Origin of the sequence: Priestia sp. TSO9, assembly GCF_021029645.1 — a bacterium.
GTDB classification, from domain to species: domain Bacteria; phylum Bacillota; class Bacilli; order Bacillales; family Bacillaceae_H; genus Priestia; species Priestia megaterium_E.
Genome location: NZ_JAJEKD010000015.1, coordinates 1,424,410 through 1,450,538, shown reverse-complemented (window position 1 = coordinate 1,450,538; position 26,129 = coordinate 1,424,410). Strand labels below are relative to the sequence as shown.

At 38.9% G+C, this 26,129-nt stretch carries 26 protein-coding genes; 23 read left to right on the top strand and 3 right to left on the bottom strand.

What is annotated here, in order from left to right:
* The first annotated feature begins 1 nt into the window (after position 1).
* The 17 genes from LJC66_RS22660 (at position 2) to LJC66_RS22580 (ending at position 16,027) form a co-directional block, all read left to right on the top strand.
* Complete coding sequence (locus tag LJC66_RS22660; protein WP_285852898.1) at positions 2-652, top strand: SpoIIIAH-like family protein; 651 nt, start codon at positions 2-4, stop codon at positions 650-652.
* A 352-nt stretch (positions 653-1,004) separates the two neighbouring features.
* Complete coding sequence (gene accB / locus LJC66_RS22655) at positions 1,005-1,511, top strand: acetyl-CoA carboxylase biotin carboxyl carrier protein (RefSeq protein ID WP_028410660.1); 507 nt, start codon at positions 1,005-1,007, stop codon at positions 1,509-1,511.
* Positions 1,512-1,523: 12 nt separating this feature from the next.
* Complete coding sequence (gene accC, locus LJC66_RS22650; protein WP_013084993.1) at positions 1,524-2,876, top strand: acetyl-CoA carboxylase biotin carboxylase subunit; 1,353 nt, start codon at positions 1,524-1,526, stop codon at positions 2,874-2,876.
* Between the two features lie 29 nt (positions 2,877-2,905).
* Complete coding sequence (locus LJC66_RS22645; protein ID WP_013059143.1) at positions 2,906-3,307, top strand: Asp23/Gls24 family envelope stress response protein; 402 nt, start codon at positions 2,906-2,908, stop codon at positions 3,305-3,307.
* Positions 3,308-3,528: 221 nt separating this feature from the next.
* Positions 3,529-3,921, top strand: a complete 393-nt coding sequence (gene nusB, locus LJC66_RS22640) for a transcription antitermination factor NusB (RefSeq protein ID WP_013059142.1) — start codon at positions 3,529-3,531, stop codon at positions 3,919-3,921.
* A gap of 84 nt (positions 3,922-4,005) precedes the next feature.
* On the top strand, positions 4,006-5,346 hold the full coding sequence (gene xseA, locus LJC66_RS22635; RefSeq protein WP_230933580.1) for an exodeoxyribonuclease VII large subunit: 1,341 nt from the start codon (positions 4,006-4,008) through the stop codon (positions 5,344-5,346).
* A 3-nt stretch (positions 5,347-5,349) separates the two neighbouring features.
* Entirely contained in the window at positions 5,350-5,583 is a 234-nt protein-coding gene (locus LJC66_RS22630; protein ID WP_013059140.1) for an exodeoxyribonuclease VII small subunit, read from the top strand.
* Positions 5,583-6,479, top strand: a complete 897-nt coding sequence (locus tag LJC66_RS22625) for a polyprenyl synthetase family protein (protein WP_230933579.1) — start codon at positions 5,583-5,585, stop codon at positions 6,477-6,479. The genes LJC66_RS22630 and LJC66_RS22625 overlap by 1 nt, the downstream gene beginning before the upstream one ends.
* Before the next feature lie 320 nt (positions 6,480-6,799).
* Positions 6,800-8,701 (top strand): 1-deoxy-D-xylulose-5-phosphate synthase, encoded by a 1,902-nt coding sequence (gene dxs / locus LJC66_RS22620; RefSeq protein ID WP_028410662.1) that lies wholly within the window; start codon positions 6,800-6,802, stop codon positions 8,699-8,701.
* The gene (locus LJC66_RS22615; RefSeq protein WP_014458249.1) at positions 8,698-9,525 is read left to right on the top strand and encodes a TlyA family RNA methyltransferase; all 828 of its coding nucleotides are present in this window, start codon (positions 8,698-8,700) and stop codon (positions 9,523-9,525) included. Before dxs ends, LJC66_RS22615 begins: the two co-directional genes overlap by 4 nt.
* Positions 9,526-9,686: 161 nt before the next feature.
* Entirely contained in the window at positions 9,687-10,136 is a 450-nt protein-coding gene (gene ahrC / locus LJC66_RS22610; protein WP_013059136.1) for a transcriptional regulator AhrC/ArgR, read from the top strand.
* Positions 10,137-10,152: 16 nt separating this feature from the next.
* Positions 10,153-11,880, top strand: coding sequence for a DNA repair protein RecN (gene recN, locus LJC66_RS22605; protein WP_230933578.1), 1,728 nt, complete (start codon positions 10,153-10,155; stop codon positions 11,878-11,880).
* A gap of 182 nt (positions 11,881-12,062) precedes the next feature.
* Positions 12,063-13,343: a SpoIVB peptidase gene (gene spoIVB / locus LJC66_RS22600; RefSeq protein WP_230933577.1), complete on the top strand. Its 1,281-nt coding sequence runs from the start codon at positions 12,063-12,065 to the stop codon at positions 13,341-13,343.
* A gap of 227 nt (positions 13,344-13,570) precedes the next feature.
* Positions 13,571-14,359: a sporulation transcription factor Spo0A gene (gene spo0A / locus LJC66_RS22595; protein ID WP_013084985.1), complete on the top strand. Its 789-nt coding sequence runs from the start codon at positions 13,571-13,573 to the stop codon at positions 14,357-14,359.
* A 367-nt stretch (positions 14,360-14,726) separates the two neighbouring features.
* On the top strand, positions 14,727-15,260 hold the full coding sequence (locus LJC66_RS22590) for a DUF2247 family protein (RefSeq protein WP_230933576.1): 534 nt from the start codon (positions 14,727-14,729) through the stop codon (positions 15,258-15,260).
* 24 nt (positions 15,261-15,284) lie between these two features.
* Positions 15,285-15,659, top strand: coding sequence for a hypothetical protein (locus LJC66_RS22585; protein WP_230933575.1), 375 nt, complete (start codon positions 15,285-15,287; stop codon positions 15,657-15,659).
* A 44-nt stretch (positions 15,660-15,703) separates the two neighbouring features.
* Entirely contained in the window at positions 15,704-16,027 is a 324-nt protein-coding gene (locus tag LJC66_RS22580; protein ID WP_230933574.1) for an Imm8 family immunity protein, read from the top strand.
* A 37-nt stretch (positions 16,028-16,064) separates the two neighbouring features.
* Here LJC66_RS22580 and LJC66_RS22575 read toward each other — a convergent pair whose 3' ends face one another.
* Together LJC66_RS22575 and LJC66_RS22570 are read right to left on the bottom strand one after the other, a co-directional pair.
* A complete protein-coding gene (locus LJC66_RS22575) occupies positions 16,065-17,396 on the bottom strand; it encodes a peptide MFS transporter (protein WP_013084983.1) in 1,332 nt (443 codons plus the stop codon).
* 312 nt (positions 17,397-17,708) lie between these two features.
* Positions 17,709-17,861 (bottom strand): YycC family protein, encoded by a 153-nt coding sequence (locus LJC66_RS22570; RefSeq protein WP_013059130.1) that lies wholly within the window; start codon positions 17,859-17,861, stop codon positions 17,709-17,711.
* A 124-nt stretch (positions 17,862-17,985) separates the two neighbouring features.
* Between LJC66_RS22570 and LJC66_RS22565 the strand changes: the two genes are divergently transcribed.
* On the top strand, positions 17,986-18,714 hold the full coding sequence (locus tag LJC66_RS22565; protein ID WP_050688163.1) for a glycerophosphodiester phosphodiesterase: 729 nt from the start codon (positions 17,986-17,988) through the stop codon (positions 18,712-18,714).
* Between the two features lie 12 nt (positions 18,715-18,726).
* Here LJC66_RS22565 and LJC66_RS22560 read toward each other — a convergent pair whose 3' ends face one another.
* Complete coding sequence (locus LJC66_RS22560) at positions 18,727-18,978, bottom strand: DUF2627 domain-containing protein (RefSeq protein WP_230933573.1); 252 nt, start codon at positions 18,976-18,978, stop codon at positions 18,727-18,729.
* A 175-nt stretch (positions 18,979-19,153) separates the two neighbouring features.
* Between LJC66_RS22560 and LJC66_RS22555 the strand changes: the two genes are divergently transcribed.
* The 5 genes from LJC66_RS22555 (at position 19,154) to lpdA (ending at position 26,114) form a co-directional block, all read left to right on the top strand.
* Positions 19,154-21,223, top strand: a complete 2,070-nt coding sequence (locus LJC66_RS22555) for a sigma-54 interaction domain-containing protein (protein WP_230933572.1) — start codon at positions 19,154-19,156, stop codon at positions 21,221-21,223.
* A gap of 237 nt (positions 21,224-21,460) precedes the next feature.
* On the top strand, positions 21,461-22,372 hold the full coding sequence (gene yqiS, locus LJC66_RS22550; protein WP_028410667.1) for a phosphate butyryltransferase: 912 nt from the start codon (positions 21,461-21,463) through the stop codon (positions 22,370-22,372).
* A 12-nt stretch (positions 22,373-22,384) separates the two neighbouring features.
* A complete protein-coding gene (gene bcd, locus LJC66_RS22545; protein ID WP_013059125.1) occupies positions 22,385-23,488 on the top strand; it encodes a branched-chain amino acid dehydrogenase in 1,104 nt (367 codons plus the stop codon).
* A 96-nt stretch (positions 23,489-23,584) separates the two neighbouring features.
* Positions 23,585-24,664, top strand: a complete 1,080-nt coding sequence (gene buk, locus LJC66_RS22540; protein ID WP_374199261.1) for a butyrate kinase — start codon at positions 23,585-23,587, stop codon at positions 24,662-24,664.
* Between the two features lie 28 nt (positions 24,665-24,692).
* Positions 24,693-26,114, top strand: a complete 1,422-nt coding sequence (gene lpdA, locus LJC66_RS22535; RefSeq protein ID WP_028410669.1) for a dihydrolipoyl dehydrogenase — start codon at positions 24,693-24,695, stop codon at positions 26,112-26,114.
* Positions 26,115-26,129 lie beyond the last annotated feature (15 nt).

The window sequence follows — 26,129 nt, the reverse complement described above, 5'->3', positions numbered from 1 at the left end:
AATGAATATGTTATTAAAAAAGCAAACGGTTTGGTTATTAACAATGCTAAGTTTAGTGGTTGTGTTATCGGTGTATTATATGACAACGCCAGAAAATCCTCAGAGTAATGTTGCGTTAGTAGACAATGAAAAGCAAAGCGAAAAGCAAGCTGATGACAAGGCTCCTGCAGAAGATACAAAACAACAGACAGATGAGGAATCAGGAACAAAAGAAGATTCAAAAACTGAAGGCTCAGCAGAAGATGTAAAGAAGGAAACGGCTAAAAATGCAAAAGAATCAGCGGTTGTATCAAGCACGGACAGCGATGAGCTATTTACGGCGCTTCGTTTGGAATTAAACGATGAAAGAAGTCAATTAAAAGAAGAGTATCAAGAAGTAGCGGCATCAAAAAATGTGACGCCTGCGGAAGTAAGCAAGGCGATGGATAAAATTGATGAATTATCAAAGCTAGGGGAAAAAGAAGCCACGCTGGAAACATTAATTAAAGCAAAAGGATACAGTGACGCGCTAGTAAGAGCAGATGGAAAACAAGTGCAAATTACCGTTAAGACAGAAAAACACTCAAAAACAAAAGCAAATCAAATCATTCAGCTAGTCAAAAAAGAAATGGGTCCAAAAGAAGTAGCGGTAGAGTTTCAGCCAACTAAATAAAGGGAATAAAAGAAGTGTGAAACAGCCTTAAATTGGGGTTGTTTACACTTCTTTTTTTATGAAATGACTAAAATCTAAGCAAGACGGTAAAAATTTTAACATGGCTTTCTTTTTTTACTTCGGTTATAATAGGTTTCATAATCTTATATTAGTACTAGGTGACAAATGTTTTCATACGTATTGTCATCTGTAAAGCTATGTTTCCATTTATAAAACGATAACGCTAAAAAGTTATTATAGAGTAAGTGGAACTTCTTTTTAATGTTTGCCAAACGAATTGAATGGCTGTAGCCATCTATCGTATTATTAACATTGTAGAGAATTCTATTTTCATGAGGTAGGAGTGTTCAATATGTTAAAAATTCAAGAGATCCGTGAGATCATTAAACTAGTTGATCAATCATCAATCGAGGAGTTCACCTATGAGCACGAAGGCTCCAAAATCAAGATGAAGAAAAAAGACGCAATTGTTTCCAAACAAGCGCAGCAAGTAGTGGTTTCGGCACCTGAACAAGTGGCAGCACCTGCACCGCAGGCAGCAGCGGCTCCAGCGCCAGCCCCAGCAGCACAGTCTGCTCAACCAAAAGAAGAACAAGCGGCCCCAGCGGTTGATGAGAGTTTACATAAAATTACATCTCCGATGGTAGGGACATTCTATGCGTCATCATCGCCAGAATCAGATGTATACGTAACTCCTGGAGATAAAGTACAAAAAGATTCGGTTGTATGTATCGTAGAAGCAATGAAATTATTCAATGAAATCGAAGCAGAAGTTAAAGGTGAAATCGTTGACGTATTAGTTGAAAATGGACAACTTGTAGAATACGGTCAACCTCTTTTCTTAGTAAAGCCTGAATAAGGAGCGGTAAATATGATTAAAAAGCTATTAATTGCGAATCGAGGAGAAATTGCGGTTCGAATTATTCGAGCGTGTAAAGAATTAGGTGTAGAATCAGTAGCTGTTCATTCTCAAGCTGATCGTGACTCTTTGCATGTACAATTAGCAGACGAAGCGTATTGTATTGGACCAACGTCATCTAAAGACAGCTATTTAAACTTTACAAACATTATGAGCGTTGCGATGCTAACGGGCTGTGACGCCATTCACCCTGGATACGGCTTTTTAGCTGAAAACGCTGATTTTGCAGAACTATGCAGAGAGTGTAACGTTACATTTGTAGGACCAAGTCCTGAAGCCATTAACAAAATGGGAACAAAAGACGTAGCGAGAGAAACGATGCGTGAAGCGGGTGTCCCAATTGTTCCTGGTTCAACTGGAATTGTAGAGTCAGTGGAAGACGGTATGTCAATCGCTAATGATATTGGCTATCCTGTTATTATTAAAGCAACGGCAGGAGGCGGAGGAAAAGGAATCCGCGTTGCCAAAAATGAACAAGAGCTTATCAAAGGTATTACAATTACACAGCAAGAAGCTGCTACAGCTTTCGGTAACCCTGGTGTGTACATTGAAAAGTTCATTGAGGATTTCCGTCACGTTGAGATCCAAGTGTTGGCTGATTCTCATGGGAATACTGTACATTTAGGAGAGCGTGATTGCTCGATTCAACGCCGTCTTCAAAAATTAATTGAAGAAACGCCTTCTCCAGCGTTAGACGAAAAAACGCGTGAATTAATGGGTGACGCTGCTGTTAAAGCTGCTCAAGCCGTTAATTACACAGGAGCCGGAACAGTGGAATTCATTTATGATTACCGTGAAAACAAATTTTACTTCATGGAAATGAATACGCGTATCCAAGTAGAACACCCTGTTACAGAGATGGTGACAGGAGTTGACTTAATTAAAGAACAAATCAAAGTGGCAAATGGTGAAACTTTACCGTTTACGCAAGAAGAAGTGACATTTAATGGATGGGCAATTGAGTGCCGAATTAACGCGGAAAACCCAGAGAAGAACTTTATGCCTTCACCAGGTACGATTCAAATGTACTTGCCGCCAGGTGGCTACGGAGTGCGCGTAGACTCTGCTGCATACCCGGGCTATGCAATCCCGCCTTACTATGATTCAATGGTGGCTAAATTGATTGTTCATGCTCCAACTCGTGAGGAAGCTATTGAACGAATGAAGCGCGCGTTAGATGAATTTGTTATCGACGGCGTTGCAACCACTATTCCTTTTCACCAAAAACTATTAAATCATGAAAAATTTGTTAGCGGTGAATTCAACACGAAGTTTCTTGAGCTATATGACGTAATGAATTCTTAGTATAATATAAACTATAGGAGGTGCTGTACATGAATGAAAATCATGTATTAGAAATGGAAGAACACCCAAATTCTCTTGGCAAAGTAGAAATTGCTCCTGAGGTTATTGAAGTCATTGCGGGTATTGCTGCTTCTGAAGTAGAAGGCGTTTCTGCAATGAGAGGAAATTTTGCAGCTGGCGTTGTGGAGAAACTAGGAAAGAAAAACCACGGTAAAGGTGTAAAAGTGGACTTAACAGAAAACGGGATAAAAGTAGACGTATTTTGTATGATGAAGTTTGGAGTGTCTATTCCAAACGTAGCGCAACAAGTACAAGATAACATTCGTCAAGCCCTTAAAAATATGACAGCTATTGATCTCGATGAAGTAAACATTCATATCGTAGGGATTCAGTTTGATACGCAAAAAACTGATATTGAAGAAGTTGAATAAAACAAACGTTTACCTAACGGCTGTTGCTAAAATGGAATAACGTATGATTACTTGTTCCTTTTCAACACAAGCTATGGTAAAGTGAAAAAGACTGTCTCGTCATAAAGACGGTCTTTTTCGTGTTCTACAAACTTCGTATAAGAACAATGAAGTATCGTTTCATAAACTATGCTATTATCTAGGTATACTAGTTGAAGAAGATAAATAAAGGAGCAAAAATAATGAAAAGACATACAGCACGCCAAAAAGCATTACAAGCACTATTTCAGCATGATTTAGGGCAGACCGAGCCAATGGAGGCAATCGGAAATGTTGTACAAAATGAAAAGTCTGATCAATTTTTAGAAAGTCTCGTGCTAGGTGTGGTTGAACATCAGCAAGAAATTGATGAACTTTTACGCAATCATTTAGAAAAATGGACGTTAGATCGTGTAGCTACTGTAGACCGCGTTATCCTGCGTATTGCCGTATACGAAATGAAGTATGAAGAAGAAATTCCTACGAGCGTTACGTTAAATGAAGCGATTGAATTAGCGAAAACGTTTGGCGATGATCAATCAAGCAAGTTTATCAATGGCGTATTGTCTAAAGTGTTAACAACTTTATCTAAATAAAGGTTCATCTTGCCAAATCAAGTGACCAAAATGCTTCTCTCCTTTATATAAAGGGGAGAGGGTGACTGCAAAGGAGGCAAAACGATGAGTGAAGTGCGTTATCTAACCGTTACGGCTCTTACACGATACATTAAGCGCAAGTTTGATGTAGACCCTCACATGCAAGATGTATGGATTAAAGGAGAAATTTCTAACTTTAAACGTCATAGTCGGGGACATATGTATTTCACCTTGAAAGATCAAAATGCTCGTATCGCAGCCGTTATGTTTGCTGGGCATAACCGGCAGCTTAATTTTCAGCCTGAAGAAGGAATGAATGTACTCATTCGAGCTGAAATTTCGGTTTATGAACCAAGCGGAAATTATCAAATGTACGTAAAAGAAATGCAGCCTGACGGCGTGGGAAACCTATACTTGGCCTACGAACAGCTGAAAAAAAAGCTGGAAAAAGAAGGCTTATTTAATCCTGCTAGGAAACGAAAGCTGCCGAAGTATCCAACAACAATAGGTGTGATTACGTCTCCGACTGGAGCAGCCGTACGTGATATTATTACGACATTAAAGCGCAGATATAACGCGAACATTATTGTTATGCCCGCTCTTGTTCAAGGAGTGAATGCGGCACCGTCTATCATTAAGGCAATTGAAGAAGCAAACCGTCGTAAAGAAGCAGACGTATTAATTGTTGGGCGCGGTGGTGGGTCAATTGAGGAGCTTTGGGCTTTTAACGAAGAAAGCGTTGCTCGTGCAATTTTCACTTCTACTATTCCTGTTATTTCAGCGGTGGGACATGAAACCGATTTTACAATTGCAGATTTTGTAGCAGATCTTCGCGCTCCTACTCCAACGGGTGCCGCGGAATTGGCTGTACCTCATATCAGTGAAATTACAGAAAGATTGACTCAGCGAAATATCCGTCTTCTTCGTTCGATGAAAGAAATGCTTCAGTCTAGTAGCCGCAGGCTTGAACGATCCCAGAAATCATATGCTTTTCGTTATCCTCAAAAGTTGGTCCAGCAAAAAGAGCAGCAGTTAGATCAGTTGATGGAGCGTTTTTATCGTGAAGGTAGAAGGTACATTGAACATAAACGGACGAACTACGAGCAGCTAACAGCCGCTTTGTTGCGCAATCACCCTGAGCATCAGTTAACGAAAGCAGCGGAGCGTCAACAGCAGCTGACGAAAATGCTGACAAAAGAGATGCAGCAGCTGCTAAAGCAAAAACAGCTTTTATTTGCAACGGCAACGTCAAAATTACATACGCTTAGTCCATTAAAAACAATGGAAAGAGGCTACAGCTTAGTATACGATAAAGAAAAAGAGCTAATTAAATCAACCAAACAAGTATCCAAAGGCGATGTGGTAAACGTTCGTTTGACCGATGGACAGTTGCAGTGTGAAGTTTCGAAAATAGAGGAGCGATGAAAAATGGCGACAAACAAAGAGTATACGTTTGAAGAGGCGATGGAGCAGTTAGAAACCATCGTAAACAAGCTAGAAGAAGGCGACGTGCCTTTAGAAGAAGCAATTCAACAATTCCAAGAAGGAATGACTCTTTCAAAATTCTGTCACGATCGTCTTCAGCATATTGAAAAGCAAATGGAAACTATTTTACGTGAAGACGGAACGCTTGAGCCATTCTCGGTGCAGGAGGAAGAGTGATGGTGAATGAAATGAATTTAAAAGAGTATATTTCTTTTACAAAAGATCGAGTAGAAACACGCTTGCCTGAAGTGGTAAAAGCATTACATGCTCCGGTTAACTTAAAGGAATCCATGCTTTACTCTCTTACGGCAGGAGGAAAGCGACTTCGCCCAGTGCTGTTATTCGCCACGCTACATGCGTTTGGAAAAGACGAGAGCATGGGATTAGAAACAGCATGTGCAGTGGAAATGATTCATACATATTCTCTCATTCACGATGATTTACCTAGCATGGATGATGACGACTTAAGAAGAGGTAAACCGACGAATCACAAGGTGTACGGCGAAGCAACGGCTATATTAGCTGGAGATGCTCTTTTAACAAATAGCTTTCAGCTCATTTCTGAAGCGGCACATCCTGAGATGACATCACATATGAAGCTTCAGCTCATTACAGAACTGGTAAAAGCAAGCGGAACAGAAGGTATGATCAGCGGACAGGTTGCGGATATGGAAGGCGAAAAAAAGCAGCTCACGCTAGATGAGCTTGAATATATTCACCTTCACAAAACGGGGAAGCTGCTAGGTTTTTGTGTAAAAGCAGGAGCTATTCTTGGAAAAGCTACGCCTCTACAGCAAGAATTATTAGAAGAATTCAGTAAGCATGTAGGGTTAGCGTTTCAAATTCAAGATGATATCTTGGATGTGGAAGGGTCTGAAGAAAAATTAGGAAAGCCAATTGGCAGTGATACAGAAAATGAAAAAACGACATATCCTTCTTTGTTAGGTATGGAAGCGGCCAAAGAAAAGTTACAGTATCATGTTGAACAAGCACTTCTTTCGTTACGTCAAGCTCAAATTAAGCACGGATTACTAGAAGAAATTTGTTTATATATAGCAAAACGTGATAGCTAATGACGAGTTCTGTCAGGTTTTTTGAGTGATACAGTAAAATAAGATTGAGTCCCAATAGGGGCTATGCTATAATGATTTTACTACTGTATAAAAGCGTAGTGCATAGGTTTGAAAGACATATACAATATCTTGGTGGCCGTTATCACATTTGTGTTAGCGGCTATTTTTTCACTGTTTTCCTTTGAATATCACTGGTTTACTGATAGAATATCAAAGGTATTGTAAGTAATAAGGAAATACTAAAAATTGACTATACGTATAAAACAATAGACAATGTATTAAGGTAACTTTATAACAAGTACGAAAGTGAGTGATCCACCTTGGATCTTACAACGATAAAAAATCCTGAGTTTTTAAAGAAAATGTCAGTAACACAATTAGAAGAACTAAGTGAAGAGATTCGTCGTTTTTTAATTACAAAGCTTTCTGCAACTGGTGGTCATATAGGGCCAAACTTGGGGGTTGTTGAGTTAACGCTTGCACTCCATAAAGTATTTGACAGCCCAAAAGATAAATTTTTATGGGACGTGGGGCATCAGTCGTATGTCCATAAAATTTTAACAGGACGAGCGGGAGAGTTTGATACAATCCGTCAATATAAAGGATTATGCGGTTTTCCAAAGCGTGACGAAAGTGAGCATGATGTATGGGAAACGGGACATAGTTCTACATCTCTTTCAGCCGCAATGGGAATGGCTGCTGCAAGAGATTTGCAAAAAACAAAAGCTCATATTGTTCCTATCATTGGGGATGGAGCTTTAACAGGTGGTATGGCTCTTGAAGCGCTTAACCACATCGGGCACGAGCAAACGGATATGACCGTTATTTTAAATGACAATGAAATGTCTATCGCTCCTAACGTGGGTGCTGTACACAGTATTCTAGGACGTTTGCGCACGGCGGGCAAATATAACTGGGTAAAAGATGAGCTTGAAGTCTTGCTGAAAAAAGTGCCTGCAGTAGGCGGGAAGCTTGCAGCAACGGCAGAACGTGTAAAAGATGGCCTAAAGTACATGGTCGTGTCAGGCATGTTCTTTGAAGATCTTGGCTTTACGTATTTAGGCCCGGTTGATGGCCATAGCTATGACGATTTATTGGAAACGTTACAATATGCAAAGAAAACAAAAGGACCGGTACTGATTCACGTTATTACGAAAAAAGGGAAAGGGTACTTGCCAGCGGAAAGCGATAAAAGCGGAGCATGGCATGGTACAGGCCCTTACAAAATTGAGTCTGGTGACTTTATTAAAGACAAAAATGTTCCGATTGCTTGGAGTAAATTAGTAAGTGATACGGTATTGAAGATGGCTAGAGAAGATGATCGCATTGTAGCCGTAACGCCAGCAATGCCTGTAGGCTCAAAACTCGAAGCATTTCAAAAAGAGTTTCCACATCGTATGTTTGATGTTGGGATTGCAGAGCAGCATGCAACAACAATGGCCGCTGGTCTTGCAACTCAAAATATGAAGCCCTTTTTAGCTATTTATTCTACGTTTTTACAGCGTGCATACGATCAGGTGGTTCATGATATTTGCCGCCAGAAGCTAAATGTATTTATTGGAATTGATCGCGCTGGGCTAGTAGGTGCTGATGGTGAAACGCATCAAGGCGTGTTTGATATTGCATTCTTACGTCATTTGCCTAACCTTGTTATTATGATGCCAAAAGACGAGAATGAAGGCCAGCACATGGTTCATACTGCTTTGACTTATGAAGAAGGTCCGATTGCTATGCGCTACGCTAGAGGAAACGGATTAGGTGTTGAACTAGATTCAGAACTGAAAAACATTCCGATCGGTACATGGGACGTATTAAAAGAAGGTTCAGATACAACCATTTTAACGTTTGGTACAACGATTTCAATGGCGATGGATGCAGCAGCAGAACTTGAGAAGCAAGGAATCAGCGTCAAAGTGGTCAATGCTCGTTTTATTAAACCGCTGGATGAAAAAATGCTTCATGAGATTTTCCAAACGAATAAGCCTGTGATTACGGTAGAAGAAGCGGTACTTCAAGGCGGTTTTGGAAGTGCGGTGTTAGAGTTTGCATCAGAGCACGGCTATTATGATACGCGCGTTGAACGTATGGGGATTCCAGATCGCTTTATCGAGCACGGCAGCGTAACAAAACTTTTAGAAGAAATTGGCTTAACCAAAGAAGAGATTATAAATCGAGTTAAAAAACTCGTAACACCAACACAAAAGAGGCTTGAAGTTAAGTGACAAAAAAAGAACGAGTAGATGTATTATTAGTAGAACGAGGTTTGATTGAAACAAGAGAAAAAGCAAAGCGTACAGTGATGGCAGGACTTGTTTATGCGAATGAAGTCCGTTTGGATAAGCCGGGAGAGAAAATTGAACGCGATACGCCGCTGACAATTAAAGGTGCAGTAATGCCTTACGTCAGCAGAGGCGGCTTTAAGCTTGAAAAAGCAATTAAAGAATTTAATGTCCATGTAGCGGATAAAATCATGATTGATATTGGTTCTTCTACTGGAGGCTTTACCGATTGTGCGCTTCAAAATGGAGCGAAGATGTCCTATGCGCTAGACGTAGGCTATAATCAGCTAGCTTGGAAGCTTCGTCAAGATGAGCGAGTAGAAGTAATGGAACGAACAAATTTCCGTTACGTGACGCCAGCTGATTTATCAAGAGGCTTGCCTGAATTCGCTTCTATTGATGTATCATTTATTTCCTTAAGACTCATTCTTCCTGTGTTAAAAACACTTCTTGTTCCACACAGCGATGTTGTTGCGCTCGTTAAGCCACAGTTTGAGGCTGGAAGAGAGCAAGTTGGGAAAAAAGGAATCGTGCGTGATTCAAAAGTGCATGAAGAAGTCCTTCAAGGCATGGTGGATTTCTCGCTTCGTCAAGGATACGATGTATATAACATGTCGTATTCACCGATAACGGGAGGAGATGGAAATATCGAATTTCTTCTCCACCTGCGCTGGAAAGGCGAGCGTGAACTTGGTGAAAATCAAGCTCCGCTTACTGTGCATGAAGTAGTCGAAGAAGCACATAAGACGTTAAAAGAGAAAAAGTAATAATGGCCAATGTTAAGCAAAGACTTAGCATTGGCGATTTGATTATGACTCTTTATACAAAAGGTGCATAATCAAGTTGAACACATTATGCTACTTAATTAGTGAAAGACTTATAAACAACAAAACAAAAAGAAGATTACATATTAATGTGAGGTGCCAACATGAATAAAGGGCAAAGACATATTAAAATTCGTGATATTATCACGAATAATGATATTGAAACACAGGATGAATTGGTAGATATTTTAAAAAACCAAGGTTTTAATGTAACACAGGCAACAATCTCTCGTGATATTAAAGAATTGCACTTAGTCAAAGTGCCTTTGATGGACGGTCGATACAAATACAGCTTGCCTGCAGATCAGCGTTTTAATCCCTTACAAAAGTTAAAGCGCTCTCTTATGGACGCATTTGTAAAAATTGATTCAGCTGGGCATATGTTGGTGATGAAAACATTACCGGGAAACGCAAATGCGATTGGCGCATTAATTGATCATTTGGACTGGGATGAAATATTAGGAACAATTTGTGGAGACGATACATGTTTGATTATTTGCCGTACTCCTGAAGATACGCAAATTATATCAGACCGATTCTTAGAAATGTTATAAAGGTGAGTGAAGCAGGTTGTTAGCTGAATTATCCATTAAAAACTTTGCGATTATTGATGAACTTTCTGTTTCATTTGAAAAAGGCTTAACGGTATTAACAGGCGAAACAGGAGCGGGGAAATCGATTATTATTGATGCCATTTCATTGTTAGTAGGTGGAAGAGGCTCTTCGGAGTTTGTCCGCCACGGAACAGACAGGGCCGAAATTGAAGGACTTTTCTTATTTGATGAAGAACAGCATCCAAGTCATGAAAAAGCTAAACAAGTCGGTTTAGAAGTGGAAGATGGAATGATTGTGCTTCGCCGAGATATCACTACAAATGGGAAAAGTATTTGCCGGATCAACGGTAAGCTCGTAACGTTAGCTATCCTACGTGAAGTTGGACAGACTTTAATTGATATACATGGACAGCACGAGCACCAAGATTTAATGAACCAAGATCGTCACTTAACTCTTCTTGATCAATATGGAGGAGAAAAAGTAGAAGAGGCTTTGACGGAGTATCGTGAGGTATTTTCTAGGTATACATCGCTAAAAAAGCAGCTCGATCAATTAACTGAAAATGAACAGCAGATGGCACATCGCCTCGATCTTATTCAATTTCAATTAGATGAAATCAAAGCGGCAAATTTGCAGCTGAACGAAGACGAGGAACTAAATGAAGAGCGTTTGAAGATTTCTAACTTTGAAAAGATCTATACGTCGCTAAACGATGCGTACAATGCGCTGCACGGTGAACACCAAGGTTTAGATTGGGTAGGCGTAGCCATGAATCATACGGAGGATATTTCGTCACTGGAAAAAAACTATGCCGAAATTTCTGAGATCATTTCATCGAGCTTCTATCAGCTAGAAGACGCATCTTATAAAATTCGTCAGCAGCTTGATTTATTAGAATTTGATCCCAAACGCTTAGATTTTATTGAAGCGCGTTTAAATGAAATTAATCACTTAAAGCGTAAATACGGTCAAAGTGTAGATGAAATTCTAGAATATGCTGCACAAATTGAAGATGAAATTGATCGTATTGAAAATCGAGATACGCATGTGAGCAAGATCAAAGAACAGTTAAACAGCGTAGCGCAGGATTTATTAGTAGAAGCTAATAATGTTTCAGCTATTCGAAAAAAACTTGCTCAAGAGTTAACGGACAGCATCCATCATGAGCTTCAAGAACTGTATATGGCTAAGACTGTATTTCAAATTAAATTCTCTGTTGTAAATGCAGGTAAAAATGACGTTGAAGTAAATGGAGAAAGAATAAAATTCACCAAAGACGGCATTGACAACGTAGAGTTTTATATTTCTACCAACCCTGGTGAACCGTTAAAACCTCTTGCAAAAGTAGCATCAGGAGGAGAACTGTCAAGAATTATGCTGGCGTTAAAAAGCATCTTCTCTAAGCATCAAGGCGTGACGTCCATTATCTTTGATGAAGTTGATACAGGCGTAAGTGGAAGAGTAGCTCAATCGATCGGTGAAAAAATACATGCTATTTCTGTTGATTCACAAGTTCTCTGTATATCTCATCTGCCTCAGGTAGCAGCAATGGCAGATACTCATCTCTTTATTGCTAAAGAGATAAAAGGTGATCGTACAACGACGTCTGTTCTTCCATTAACTCTTGATGAAAAAGTAAAAGAAATTGGTCGAATGATTGCAGGAGCTGAAATTACAAGCTTAACAAAGGAGCATGCCAAAGAGCTTTTAGATTTAGCGGATAAGATGAAGCACACCATTTAATAAAACACCTTTTAACACGTAACAGTATGTGTTAAAGGTGTTTTTTTATACAAAATGGAGGAACTGAAAATGTTTCCTTGCACTTCTTTTCATTTTTCTCTGAACTTCTGTTATAAATGCGCTCTAAGAAGGCTAAATTAAATGTGTAGCCATTTAGGCGAGGAAGCGAGGAGAGTGAAAACATGCAAAATCGATACAGACATATAATTGGTGCGATTCTCCTTGTTTCGTTCATTTTTGTAGGATTTATTCCAGTTGTGCAACAATATATACACATTCCAAAACAAATCGTCTTATTTGAACAGCAAAAAGAAAAAATTAATACGACATTACCGCTTAGCGTAGAAGCTTCATCACCTGTTTACGATGTAACAAGTAACAAGGCGAAGCTGACCATAGCAGGCAAACAGGTAGGCAAAGAAGAGTTGATGCTTCATTTGGCCGGTATTCCTGTAAAGCGTGTAGACGTGCAGGTATTATCTGATTTTAAAGTCATTCCAGGTGGACAGTCAATCGGTGTGAAATTAAATTCAAAAGGTGTTCTTGTTGTAGGCTATCATCAGGTAGATACAGCAAAAGGTAAAAAATCTCCTGGCGAAATTGCGGGTATTCAAGTTGGAGATATGATTACGAAGATTAATGGTAAAACCATTGAAAAAATGAGTGATATTACACCGTTTATTCAGCAGGCAGGAAAAACGGGTGAACCATTAAATCTGCATATTTTAAGAGAAAAAAAGCAGTTTGATACTAAGCTGTATCCGTTAAAAGATAAGCAAGATTATGCGTACAGAATTGGTTTATACATCCGTGATTCAGCTGCAGGAATTGGCACAATGACTTTTTATGATCCAAAATCTAAAAAATACGGCGCTTTAGGCCACGTTATTTCGGATATGGATACAAAAAAGCCAATCGTAGTAGAAGATGGACAAATTGTCCGTTCGACCGTTACATCAATTGAGAAAGGTTCTAACGGCGTTCCCGGTGAAAAGCTAGCAAGGTTTTCTGAAGATAGACAAATCATTGGAAATATTACACGAAATAGTCCTTTTGGTATTTTTGGAAAATTGTCTTCAACGATGGAAAACGGAATAATGGATAAAGCAATGCCAATTGCCCTATCTCATCAAGTAAAAGAAGGACCGGCTAAAATTCTAACGGTAGTAGATGATGATCAAGTGGAAGAATTTGATATTGAAATTATGAGTACTATACCTCAAAAGTTTCCGGCTACTAAAGGAATGGTTATTAAAATTACAGATCCTAAATTGTTAAAGAAAACAGGTGGAATTGTTCAAGGAATGAGCGGGAGCCCGATTATTCAAAACGGTAAAGTCGTTGGAGCGGTTACCCATGTTTTTGTAAATGATCCTACCTCGGGTTATGGTGTCCATATTGAATGGATGCTTAACGAAGCAGGAATTGATATTTATAAAAATAATCGAAAAAAAGCGAGCTAATGTTGTCATTAGTTCGCTTTTTTTGATAAAAATTATTGTCGTAAATGTACGAGAAAAACGTCGAAAAACAAAGAAAATAAGAGAAAATCGAATAAATTCCATTTAAAAGACTTTTTTCTAAAAAAATAAAGGAAATAATGTTGCATTGTCGAATTTGTCCTTTAGAATAAAGAATAGAGACACGTAGGAAACGACGTATAACATAAAGGACTGAGGAGGAAGCTGCATTGAAAAAAATTAAAGTATGCTTGGTTGATGATAATCGGGAACTAATTGGTTTGCTTGAAGATTATATTTCAGAGCAAGAAGACATGGAAGTAATCGGAGTAGCTTACAATGGACAAGAGTGTTTATCCATTTTAAAAGATAAAGATCCGGATGTTCTTGTATTAGACATTATTATGCCGCATCTAGATGGATTAGCAGTTTTAGGTCAGTTAAAAGAAATGAAAAAAGAAAATTATCCAAATGTCATTATGCTAACGGCATTTGGTCAAGAAGACGTAACGAAAAAAGCGGTCGATTTAGGAGCTGCTTATTTTATTCTAAAGCCGTTTGATATGGAAAACTTAGTGAATCATATTCGTCAAGTTAGCGGACAAACATCTTCATTTATGCAACGTTCATCTTCTTCCATGCGTTCACATCGCGACAGCAAACCAGCAAATTTAGATGCAAGCATTACGAGCATCATTCACGAAATTGGTGTACCTGCTCACATCAAAGGCTATTTATATTTGAGAGAAGCCATTTCAATGGTATACAAGGATATTGAGCTGCTTGGGTCAATTACAAAAGTACTGTATCCTGATATTGCAAAAAAATATAATACAACGGCAAGCCGCGTTGAGCGCGCCATTCGTCATGCCATTGAAGTAGCATGGAGCCGAGGAAACATTGATTCCATTTCTTCATTATTCGGATATACTGTCAGCATGTCAAAAGCGAAGCCGACGAATTCGGAGTTTATTGCAATGGTTGCGGATAAATTACGCCTTGAGCATAAAGCGAGTTGAAAGGGATAGGACTGCTGGAATTACGGGGTTTTGAGTGAGTTTATACCTTTTGTAATACAGAGTACATGCCGATAAACTTTTGGAATTTACACTAGATAGTAAACTGAAAACCAATAAACTTTTTACGGCAGGGCCGATGGATTTTAAGAATTCATTGGTCCTTTTATTTTGTTTTAAGAGGGGGAAATATTGAGGGGAGTGGATCCTCCTTCTTGTTTCCCTTCATATTCACTGTAGGACTGTAGGACGTTAAAATAATTTATATAAATGGTATGATGGTCTAAGGTTTGCAATAAGATAAAAATTTATAGCGTTTCATACACATTAACCAAATCAATTAACTGATAAAGCTCCTGAAGGTGATTACATGAAATATAATATTGATGTATTAAAACAACAAAACATAGCTTATAGTTGGGGTACTTTGTATGTAGGTTTGGAACTAGGGGTAATAGATCATAGCCATCTAACTCATTATGCAATTGAATACTTAGAGATGTTTCCCGATGTAGAAGATGCTAACATTCTTGAGCTTGCATGGGGATCTGAAGAAATAAATTATAAAAGAGTATTAATCGAAATACTAGAAGAATTTAATATGGAAGAGCTTTTAGAAGAAGGAGACAAATTTGAATACGAAACAAGAAAATGGAGATATGGGATATTAGAGTCATTGAAAAAAGCCTATAGAGATGATGGGTCGGCATTCCTTGAAGCTGTTGCTGAAGTATATGCTGATTTTCAATACCCTCGTGAGCTGGAAAGTTTTATCTACTATCTTCCTTCAAGTGATGATAAATATCGTCCAGAAGAGCACTCTGCAGAAGAAAATAGTAACAGATTAGTATCTGATTTAAAACACTTTTTGGATAATGAAAAGGAGTATTTTAAAAACTCTTAAGTTTTGAGCTCATGAGGTGATTAAATGAACTATTTTGCTAAAGTAACGAACCTAAATAAAAAGTTGGAAAGAGAAGTTACGTTAGATATAAATGGTATAGTATTTACAGCGTTTATTGATATTTGTTCGTATGAAATTAAGGAAGGGCAGCGTTATCCAGTGCGTATAAGTTTTACAATGATCAATGATTTACTTGTCTGCTTGATTGAAAAAAGACTCAAAGAGCTAGAGAGAATTGGGGAAGCATATGCGTATGTGGTTCGAGGAATTGTTTGGGACGGTTTTATTGATGCGGGTTTACATGTGATAGATGAAGACGGTTATTTAGATGATTATCCAGAGGTCATGGGTAAATATGCAGAAATTATAGTAGATCGACTTAGCGTGGAGTTTTTATAACGAACAGCCGTGTATTATGTGCGACTTAGGAGTTGAATAACATAATGATTGTCAAAGCCCTTACTATCATTCATGAAGATTGGGGAGAAACCTTCGAAGATTTTTGTATTTATTATCAATTAGATGTTGGCTTAAAAGGTGTTGAAGGCGCTTCAGATATGTTTTCATTTGAAGTTATAAGTCCTACAAGGCTTTACAGTACAATTGAAGATATTGAAATTGGTCGTGGATATCTGATCATGAAAGACTATGACCAAAATAAAGTAGAACAAAGGGTGAAAAGACTTGTAGAAATGAACAGAGAGGAAGATTTTAAAGATGCATTAAAAAATTTATCTACATATTTTAGATGGGATATGGATAAGTGAATTATAAAAAAGCAGCCTTCAGAAAAGGCTGCTTTTTTTAATCCATTAATTTAGCAATCGGTTTTGAAAGGAACAGAACAATAATTCCTAGTACAATTGTTACAGCTCCGATTAAGCTGAAGATATCGAAATAACCTAAAGACTGTGTATAAGATGCAAGAACACCCGCTAGCTTATTAGCAACAGCAGAGCTTGCCATCCATACCCCCATTAAAAGAGAAGCAAGCTTTAATGGAGCCAGTCTACTTACCATAGACAGCCCTACTGGTGAAATCATAAGCTCAGCTAGCGTGTGCAGGAAGTAAGTGAAAATCATGAACAGGATATTTACTTTTAAAGCTGGATCATTACCAGTATACATAACGGCTGGAATTAAAATTAAGAATCCTAATCCCACTGTTACAAGTCCCATACCCATTTTTGTTGGTGTTTTGAAATCACCGCGTTTTGAATTTCCGAGCTTGTACCAAACTAGTGACATAATTGGTGCTAAAATCATGATAAACAGCGGATTCAATGATTGGAACCACTCTGTTGGAACCGTGAAACTACCTATTTGACGATTAATTTGATCTTGAGCATATAGCGTTAAAGAACTTCCGGCCTGTTCAAAAGCTGTCCAGAAAGCAATAACAACGAAGGCTAGAATAACGATAGCAACCGTTCTTTTCTTTTCTCGTGCTGACAGCGGAGCAGTTGATGTTTGAGATGCCGCTGCGTGAACTTTTCCTGTAGGCTCTTTCCCGATATCACCTAAGTAGCGATTAGCCAGTAGGTTAAATAAAATTTGTCCAACAACCATTCCGATAGCTGCTGTTAAAAATCCGTATTTGTAACTCATTAATCCAACAACTAACGGTGCGAAGAATGCACCAAAGTTAATACCCATATAAAAAATGGTAAAAGCACCGTCACGGCGAGGATCATTTTCTTCATAAAGATCTCCGACCAATGTGGAGATATTTGGTTTGAAAAATCCGTTTCCGATAATTAATAAAGCAAGTCCGATATACAAAGCGGCTACACTTTGATGAATGAAGATGGAAAAATTCCCGAGTGCCATAATCACACCACCGATAGTGATGGCTAGCCTTCTTCCGAGGAAGCGGTCTGTTAAATATCCGCCAATCATCGGCGTAATGTAAACAGCACTAGTGAATGTTCCATATAAGCTCAGTGCTGTTGCTTTATCTACCCCGAGTCCACCTTGAGCAGCGGTAGCAGTTAAATAAAGAACCAGAATGGCTCTCATTCCATAATAACTAAATCTTTCCCATGCCTCAGTAGCGAATAATAAGTACAGTCCAGGAGGGTGTTTTTTCCTAGACCCATTTGGCTGCTGATTTTCGTGTTGTACAGCTGCTTGCATAATGAAGTCCCCCTAAATTTTTCTCATACTATTTAATCCTTTTGTTTGAATTGATCAAAAAATCAGAATATAAGTACTGGAATAAATATAATGTCTTTTTATTTTAGTAGAAAAATAATAATTTCGTCAATGAAGTTATATGGAAAAATCAAAAAATAATTAAATATACACAAAAAAGTATTAAATTACTTATTTAAAAGCATTTTTAAAAATACATTTATATTATTAAATATTCTAATATATGTTATAGGGAATGAAATGAGAAGGTAATACTATTTTTTGAAATGAAAATTCAAAAGAAAAAAGGATCTGTTATTCAGATCCTTTTTTATCTTCGCTCGCATTTAATTCAGCAAGTTTCTGCAGCAAAATATGCTGAGGCATATGCATTAATTGCTCGAGGGGGATATTCAATTGTTCCGCTAATTTTACGGCTGTATCCGGTGAAATTTGCAGTGGTCTCATACACAACGACCTCCTTTTGCATATAAAGTAATGAAAGTGAAAAAGTATAAACAGTAAATTCGTGCTTTCACTATTAAGTAATGCTAAAGTTAATAATAAGTGATAATAGAGGAGTTGAGCAAGTATGTTTGTAATAGGTCATCGCGGCGCAGCTGGAACGTTTCCTGAAAATACGATGATTTCCTTCAAAGAAGCAGCGAGAGTCGGAGCACACGGAATTGAACTTGATGTGCATATGACAAAGGATGGAGAACTTGCTGTAATTCATGATGAAAAAGTAGATCGAACGACGAATGGAAAAGGGTATGTAAAAGATTTTACGTATCAAGATTTACAAAAATTAGATGCGAGCTATAAGTTCAAAAAAAAGTATGGAGTATGTAAAATCCCCACGTTAAATGAAGTAATGGAGTGGGCTTCAAGTGAAGGAATTAGCGTAAACATCGAGTTGAAAAACAATATATTTGACTATCCATACTTGGAAATGAAAGTCTTGGATTTAATTTATTTATACAAGATGAAGGATCGAACGATGATTTCGTCTTTTAATCATAACAGCTTAGCCCGAATTAGTTCCCTGGATTCTACGATTGAAACAGCTATTTTATACTCTTATCCGATGTATGAGCCTTGGGTATATGCGCAGCATCTTGGCGCAAAAGCTCTTCACCCTAATCAGCGTACCGTTAATGAAGTAAATGTAGCCGCTTCAAAAGATTGTCAAATTCCAGTGCGACCTTACACAGTAAATGATGTAAAAGTAGCTGAGCAGCTTCGGAAATATGGATGTGAATCCGTTATTACTGATTATCCAGAAAAAATGGTGAAGCAATTTGGAGGGCGCTTTTCGTAAAAAAACATCGCATTAATGCGATGTTTTTTTATCTTTTTGAAATCGGTTTTGAACTTTGTTTCGCTTGCGGTCTCTGTGCAGAATAAAGCCAGCAACAAATCCAAGGCCGATTAAAAATAATAGAAGCCCGACTGAAAATTGCGAAAATAAAGAAGGGAACGGGGATTGCAGGATGCCAAAAATCATATCTCTCATAAGTTTAATGCCATAGCCAGCGAGTATACCGGGAATAAGTAAGATTAGCAGTGCGATAATTCGAACCATAATTGCTCCTTTCGCTTCTCTTTTTTAAAATGAATGCGTTTACATTATGAAACCGTTATACTTGAATCATAAAAGAACTAAATAAATTGTCAAGAGCGTTTCTTTTTTTATATGATAGGTATATGCAATATTTTGCACGGGATATGTACATATTAAGTAGAAAAGGTGAAAAAATATGCAAAATGTGTTGATCGTTGGAGGAGGAAAAGGCGGATTAGCTATTCTGAAAATCTTGTTGGAAACAGAATTTATGAAAGTGATTGGTGTAGTAGACGTACGAGCTAACGCGCCGGCTGTTTTGCATGCGCAAGAACAAGATATTTCAACCGGAATGAATTGGGAGCCTTATATGACAAAGCAGCTCGATGTCATTGTTGAAACAACAGGTAAACAAGGCGTCTTTCAACAATTACAAAGAAGCAAACCCGCTGATGCACTGGTAGTGCCGGGATTGGTTGCTGAAATTATGGCCAATCTGATGGAGGAAAAAGAAGAGTTAATTCAACGGTTAAAGCAAGAATCGTATAAATATGATCTTATTTTTAACGCAGCTCATGATGCGATGGTCGTGATTGATAGGAATGGATATATTACGCTATTTAATCAAAGTGCCGAGCGCTTGACGAACTTTTCACACAGAGATGTAATTGGTAAGCATCTTCATGAAGTTATTCCAAATAGTAAACTTGTTGATGTTCTTCATACAAAAACGATTGATCAAAATAGTGAATTTGTGTTAGATAGCGGACGGAAGGTAATTACGACTAGAATACCAATACTCGACGAGAATGGAGAGCTGTTTGGGGCCTTTTCGATTTTTAAAGATATTACGGACGTTGTCGGATTGGCAGAAGAAGTTACGAACTTAAAAGAAGTACAAACTATGCTTCAAGCAATTATTCAATCTTCTGAAGAAGCTATTTCAGTTGTCGATGAAGAAGGAAGAGGGATTTTAATTAATCCTGCTTATACGAGAATTACGGGTTTAAAAAAGACGGATATTATTGGTCAGCCCGCGACTGCCGATATCTCTGAAGGAGACAGTATGCACATGAAGGTGCTGCAAACAAGGCGTCCTGTTCGAGGTGTAAGAATGAGGCTCGGTCCGAGTAAAAGAGACGTGGTTGTCAATGTTGCACCCGTTATTGTCGACGGGAAATTAAAAGGAAGCGTTGGCGTTATTCATGATATGTCTGAAATTCAAGAGCTTACAAATGAACTCAAGAGAGCGCGTCAAATTATCCGAACGCTGGAAGCGAAATATTCATTTGCTGATATCATTGGTCAATCTGAAGAGTTTCAGTTAGCAATTGAGCAGGCTAGACTTGCTGCTAAAACACCAGCTACTGTTTTGCTGAGAGGTGAATCTGGGACGGGTAAAGAGTTGTTTGCACATGCGATTCATAATGCGAGCAGCCGAAAGTTTAATAAATTCGTCCGGATTAACTGTGCTGCGCTTTCCGAGTCTTTGCTTGAAAGCGAACTTTTTGGGTACGAAGAAGGAGCTTTTTCCGGGGCAAAAAGAGGCGGGAAACGCGGCGTTTTTGAAGAAGCCAATAACGGTAGCATCTTTTTAGATGAAATCGGGGAGCTCTCAGCTCATATGCAGGCTAAGCTGCTTCGGGTGCTTCAAGAAAAAGAGCTTATTCGCGTTGGAGGAACGACTCCTATTCCGGTGAATGTTCGCGTTATTGCAGCTACGAATGTGAATTTAGAAAAAGGAATGGCTGATGGAAGCATCAGACAGGACTTGTATTATCGGCTAAACAAAATTCCGATTCACATACCTCCTCTTCGGAAGAGAAAAGAGGATATTGGTGCGCTTGTTACACACTTAATTACAAAAATTAATCAAGATTACGGCCGGCATGTTGAAGGAGTAACAGAGCGGGCTTTACAGTCATTAAGATCATACGACTGGCCAGGAAACGTCAGAGAGCTTGAAAACATATTAGGCAGAGCGATTATTTATATGCACTATACAGAAACAATGATTGATTCTGTTCATCTCCCTTCACTTGAAGGCAAGGGCAAAAAAGAAAAAAATCAGGTGAAGGAAGAGGTAGTATTCGAAGGGAAGACTTTAGCGCACATGATGGAAAATTACGAAGCGGAACTTATTCAAAAAGTGCTGCTTGCAAACGAATATAACCGAACGAAAACAGCAAAACAGCTCAATATTTCCCTGCGTTCTTTGTATTATAAGTTGGAAAAATACAATCTTGCAAATAACAGCATGCAATAAAATGCATGGTGTGCAATTTATTGCATATAAATAGAGAGGTATTCTTTTTTTCTATTTGGTGTTAGAATCAATAAAAAAATTTTTTGTGCGTAAGAACGGATATAAGCAGCTATATTATGTAATATATGCAGTGGATGGCACAAATCTTGCATGTATTTTAGGTGACTGCATAAACGCGCAGTATGCTCTTTAAAACGGAGCAAAAGAAAGAATGAAAAAGGAGAGGTCGAACATTCCATGACTCTTGCTACCATCTTATCTCGGGTTGCTAAGCAGTCTTCTTTGACTGTTGCTGTTGCTGCAGCTGAAGACTTAGAAACAATTGAGGCAGTGTATGAAGCTGTGTCAAGGGAAGTTTCTGAATTTATTTTGTTTGGCAACGAAACGACAATTAATGAATTATTCAGGCAGTACCGCCCATCCTTACTCACTCATAAGGCTGTGACGGTCGTACATACGGAGTCCGTTTTAGAAGCGGCTCAATTGGCTGTGCGTTCAGTTCAGCAAGGTCAAGCTCATATCGTAATGAAAGGGAATTTATCCACATCGCTTATTTTAAAAGCTGTGTTAAATAAAGAGCATGGTTTGCGTACGGGAAATGTTTTATCACATGTAGCTGTGTTTGACGTTCCTCACTATGACCGTCCGATTCTTGTAACAGATGCAGCTATGAATATTACGCCGTCTCTGGAAGAGAAAGTTCAAATCATTCAAAATGCGGTGAACGTTGCCCACTCGATTGGGATCGAGATGCCAAAGGTAGCTCCTATTGCAGCGGTTGAAGTTGTGAACCCTTTGATGCCTGCAACAGTAGAGGCTGCACTTCTTACACAGATGAACCGCAGAGGACAAATTAAAGGCTGCGTTATTGATGGACCTTTAGCACTCGACAATGCCATTAATATAGAAGCAGCCAAGCAAAAAGGCATTCAAAGTGAAGTTGCCGGTCAAGCAGATATATTACTCGTTCCAGCAATTGAAACAGGGAACGTCTTATATAAATCCCTCATTTATTTTGCTAAAGCAAAAGTTGGAGCTATTCTAGCGGGAGCAAAAGCTCCGGTCGTCTTAACATCCAGAGCAGATTCATCAGAAAGTAAATTATACTCACTGGCGCTTGCTATCAGCGTCGCTCAACAGAATTCTTAGGAGGCACTAACAATGAAAATTTTTGACTATATGGAAACATACGATTATGAGCAGTTATTATTTTGCCAAGATAAAGATTCAGGCTTAAAAGCCATTATTGCGATTCACGATACAACAATTGGACCAGCCCTAGGCGGTACGAGAATGTGGACATATGAATCAGAAGAGGCTGCAATTGAAGATGCGCTTCGTCTATCACGCGGAATGACTTATAAAAATGCAGCAGCAGGCTTGAATTTAGGCGGAGGGAAAACGGTTATTATCGGAGATCCTCGCAAAGACAAAAATGAAGCGATGTTCCGTGCATTTGGTCGCTTTATTCAAGGATTAAATGGTCGATATATTACAGCAGAAGATGTGGGCACAACGGTAGAGGATATGGATATTGTATATGAGGAAACGGATTATGTAACGGGTGTATCTCCTGCTTTTGGTTCATCAGGCAATCCATCACCGGTCACAGCCTACGGTGTATACCGAGGAATTAAAGCAGCAGCAAAAGAAGCATTTGGAACAGATATGCTTGAAGGAAAAGTAGTAGCTGTCCAAGGCGTAGGAAACGTAGCATATAATTTATGCCGCCACCTTCACGAAGAAGGAGCGAAACTTATTGTGACGGATATTAATAAAGAAGCTGTTCAGCGTGCGGTAGAAGAATTTGGTGCGCAAGCAGTAGACCCGAATGATATTTATGGTGTAGAATGTGATATCTATGCTCCTTGTGCACTCGGAGCAACGATTAACGACGAAACGATCCCTCAAATAAAAGCAAAAGTTATTGCAGGGGCAGCTAATAATCAATTAAAAGAAACGCGTCATGGTGATTTAATCCATGAATTAGGCATTGTATATGCACCGGACTATGTTATTAATGCAGGAGGCGTTATTAACGTAGCTGATGAGCTAGTTGGATATAACCGTGAGCGTGCGCTGAAAAAAGTTGAAGGTATTTATGATAATATTGAAAAGGTAGTTGAAATCTCAAAACGAGATGGCATTCCAACCTATCTAGCAGCAGATCGCTTAGCTGAAGAAAGAATTGAAAAGCTGCGTCGTTCACGCAGTCAATTTTTACAAAATGGACAGCATATTTTAAGTAGACGTCATACGCGCTAATGTTTGAGCTGAAGGCTAGGCAAAAGGAATAAATGAAATCCTTTCGACCTAGCCTTCGTTTATGAGAATGATAAGGTAGGAGGACATTTGTTGGATATGCACGAATATCGAATGCTGATAATAAATCCGGGTTCAACGTCCACGAAAATTGGCGTATTTCACAACGATAAACCAATTTTTGATCGAACAATCCGCTACGATTCACAGCAAATGAATCAGTTTGAGACGATATATGCACAGTATGAGTTCCGTAAAAACTCGATTTTAGAGGCACTTGATGAAGAAGGGATTAATTTATCTAAATTAAGTGCAGTATGTGGAAGAGGAGGGCTTTTACGCCCGATTGAAGGCGGCACATACGAAGTAAATCAAGCCATGCTCAAAGATTTAAAAGACGGTTATGCCGGCCATCATGCTTCAAATTTAGGCGGGATTTTAGCGTTTGAGATTGCATCTGGATTAAATATTCCAGCATACATTGTTGATCCAGTGGTGGTAGATGAGCTAAGTGACATCGCTCGTATCTCAGGAACTCCTTTTATGGAAAGGAAAAGCATCTTTCACGCGTTGAATCAAAAATCGGTTGCTCGAAAAGTGGCTAAAGAAATGAATAGCACATATGAACAAATGAACGTTATTGTTACCCATATGGGTGGAGGCATTACAGTCGGAGTTCATCAACGCGGAAAAGTAATTGATGTGAACAATGGCCTGCACGGTGACGGTCCTTTTAGTCCAGAGCGCGCTGGCGGTGTACCGGTTGGTGAATTAGTTCGTCTTTGCTTTTCAGGTCAGTATTACCGCGATGAGATTATGAAAATGCTTGTAGGAAAAGGCGGGCTTGTCGGTTATTTGGGCACATCTGACGTGCAGAAAGTCGAAGCGCTAGTGAAAAATGGAAACGAAAAAGCTAAGCTTATCTACGAAGCAATGGCTTATCAAATTTCGAAGGAAATTGGAGCTGCCAGTACGGTATTGCATGGAAAAGTAGATGCCATTATTTTAACGGGAGGCATTGCTTATTCAAAAACGTTTGTTGAGCTGATTATTAATCATGTAAAGTGGATTGCAGATGTCATTGTTTATCCTGGAGAAAATGAGCTTCAAGCGCTAGCTGAAGGGGCTCTCCGAGTGCTTACAGGTGAAGAAGAAGTAAAGGAATATAAAGGCGCTTAATAGCGTTTGCAGAAAGGTGTGAAGCAGTGTGGCAAAAGAATATGATTTGGTCATTCTCGGCGGTGGAACCGGAGGGTACGTAGCAGCTATTCGTGCCTCTCAGTTAGGTCTATCGGTAGCGGTTGTGGAAAAAAACAAGTTAGGCGGCACATGCCTGCACGCAGGGTGTATCCCAAGCAAAGCTTTACTAAGAAGTGCAGAAGTCTACCAAACGGCTAAGAAAAGCAGTGAATTTGGCGTAGAAACGTCCAATGTACTATTGAACTATGCACGTGTACAAGAGCGAAAGTCAGAAATTGTTTCACAGTTACATAATGGTGTTAAACAGCTAATGAAAAAAGGTAAAATTGACGTATATGAAGGAATTGGACGTATTTTAGGACCTTCTATTTTTTCTCCTATGCCAGGAACTATCTCCGTCGAATTAAAAAGCGGTGAAGAAAACGAAATGCTTATTCCAAAGAATGTAATTGTCGCAACCGGGTCTCGTCCTAGAACATTACCTGGTTTAACGATTGACGGAGAGAAAGTAATCACTTCAGATGAAGCATTAAAGATGGAAACACTTCCTGCTTCTATTATTATTGTGGGAGGCGGCGTCATTGGAATTGAATGGGCGTCAATGCTCACAGATTTTGATGTTGATGTAACGGTTGTGGAATACAGCGATCGAATTTTACCAACAGAAGATCAAGATATCTCCCGTGAAATGACGAAGCTTTTAAAAGCAAAAGGAGTTACCATTATTACTTCTGCTAAAGTAATGGCTGATACACTGTCTATTGATGGTCAGGTGAAAATTTCCGCTCAAGTAGGAGACGATATGCAAGAATATGAAGCAGAAAAGCTGCTTGTATCTGTAGGGCGTCAAGCGAATGTCGAAGGAATTGGTCTCGAGAATACTGATATTGTAGTAGAAAACGGTGTGATTGCCACGAATGATTTTTATCAAACGAAAGAATCTCATATCTACGCAATTGGAGATGTGATTGGCGGACTGCAGCTTGCACATGTAGCTTCTCACGAAGGAATTGTAGCTGTGGAGCATTTACATGGTGACAAGCCTTTGAAGATTGATTATACAACAATCTCTAAATGCGTATACAGCAGCCCTGAGGCAGCAAGTGTAGGATTAACAGAACAAGAAGCAAAACAGCAAGGATTTCAGCTGAAGGTTGGAAAGTTTCCGTTTAAGGCCGTTGGAAAAGCTCTTGTATATGGAGAGGCAGAGGGATTTGTTAAAATTATTGCCGATGCCGACACAAATGATGTTCTTGGTGTGCATATGATTGGACCTCATGTGACGGATATGATTTCTGAAGCGGGTCTTGCAAAGGTATTAGATGCTACACCATGGGAAATTGCTCATACCATTCATCCTCATCCTAGCCTTTCAGAAGCGATGGGAGAAGCTTCATTAGCTGTAGATGGAAAAGCGATTCATTTTTGATGATTAAAGGAGGTT